The organism is Amycolatopsis sp. 3B14, from assembly GCF_050958625.1.
In the GTDB taxonomy this organism is placed as follows: domain Bacteria; phylum Actinomycetota; class Actinomycetes; order Mycobacteriales; family Pseudonocardiaceae; genus Amycolatopsis_E; species Amycolatopsis_E thermoflava.
Genome location: NZ_JBHZEN010000132.1, coordinates 1 through 1,069 on the forward strand (window position 1 = coordinate 1; position 1,069 = coordinate 1,069).

General features: G+C 69.4%; 3 protein-coding genes. All 3 read right to left on the reverse strand.

The features are described 5' to 3' along the window. Positions 1-105: 105 nt before the first annotated feature. From ACCP09_RS40085 to ACCP09_RS40095, 3 genes are read right to left on the reverse strand one after another with little or no spacing between them, the layout of a single operon-like run. Positions 106-552, reverse strand: a complete 447-nt coding sequence (locus ACCP09_RS40085) for a hypothetical protein (protein ID WP_433754322.1) — start codon at positions 550-552, stop codon at positions 106-108. Beyond that, positions 549-695 (reverse strand): hypothetical protein, encoded by a 147-nt coding sequence (locus ACCP09_RS40090; RefSeq protein WP_433754324.1) that lies wholly within the window; start codon positions 693-695, stop codon positions 549-551. The genes ACCP09_RS40085 and ACCP09_RS40090 overlap by 4 nt, the downstream gene beginning before the upstream one ends. Next, positions 692-931, reverse strand: coding sequence for a hypothetical protein (locus tag ACCP09_RS40095; protein ID WP_027934577.1), 240 nt, complete (start codon positions 929-931; stop codon positions 692-694). The genes ACCP09_RS40090 and ACCP09_RS40095 overlap by 4 nt, the downstream gene beginning before the upstream one ends. Positions 932-1,069: the final 138 nt, after the last annotated feature.

Consider the following 1,069-nt stretch of genomic DNA (forward strand, 5'->3'; position numbering starts at 1 on the left):
CTCCCATCCGCGGGTTCAGCCGCGGGAACAGGGCGGGCGCCAGCGCCGCGGCGATTACCACGGCGAGGTCGAGCGCGGCGCTGGCCGCGCGGGGTAGGCGGCGCATCAGGTGCTCCGAGCGGGCTTCGCCAAGGCACGCGTGACCGGATCCAGCTCTGCCTCGTACCAGCTGGCCCGAAGGACGACGTCGACGTGCCGCGTGTCCTTGGCTGCCCGAAAGCCGAACGCCGCGAGCAACTGCGTTTCGCCACCGTCCGTCGTCCTGTCCGAGACCATCCCGTCGGTGCCGAGGAACCGGAGTGGCCTCCCCTCCGAACGAGGGTCGCGCGCGAGTCCAGCCAGCCATGCGTCGAAGACGTTCCGGGGATGGTGCTCTGGCGCGACCGCCCCAACGGTGCCAACGAGGGGGGTGAAGGACTCCGGCAGGTGCCAGTTCAACGGCGGCAGTTCGCGCTTCACGCCGAGTTTGAGCAACTCGTTCAGCACCACCAGACACCGGCGCTGCCTTGCACGCTGGTCCGCGTCAGTCGCGGGTCCGAAGGCGTCAGTCATCGTGCCTCGCATTCCACCACGGTCGTTCGCTGCTGGCCGGGGATCTCGCAGCGCGGGGCGGCCGGGTCCGGCCCGAAGCCGGACAAGACGGTGATCAGGATGATGGCGGCGATCGCGGCGGCCGCGGCGAGTGCGCGCCTCATCGGCAGTCCCCGATGCAGCGGATCACCGCGCTGTCGCCGGCCGGTGCCCAGTCGGGCGCGGCGGCGCCGGGCAGCGTCCACGCGTTCCCCCCAGCTTGGACAAGCAGGCCGGTCGCCACGAACGTGGCGGGGAAGATCAGGATGAGAGTCAAGACCCGCCAGCGGGTGAAGGTGGCGGGCGCGTGCGGGCGGGAGAGGCGGCCGCGGCGCACCTGCCCGGGCATGGTGTGTGTCACAATTCAGTCCCTGGTCCACTGTGGAATAGGCGTAGTGGCTACAGCAAGAGACTGAGTTCTTAGGCTCGGTCCCGAGCTGCGTTTTCCCAGGTAGCGACACCGCTCAGACGCGAGATTCTTCTAATCTCTAGGTCGCAG

Coding starts and splice junctions, on each gene's coding strand:
- ACCP09_RS40085 (WP_433754322.1), bottom strand. CDS start 552: ATGACTGACGCCTTCGGACCCGCGACTGACGCGGACCAGCGTGCAAGG.
- ACCP09_RS40090 (WP_433754324.1), bottom strand. CDS start 695: ATGAGGCGCGCACTCGCCGCGGCCGCCGCGATCGCCGCCATCATCCTG.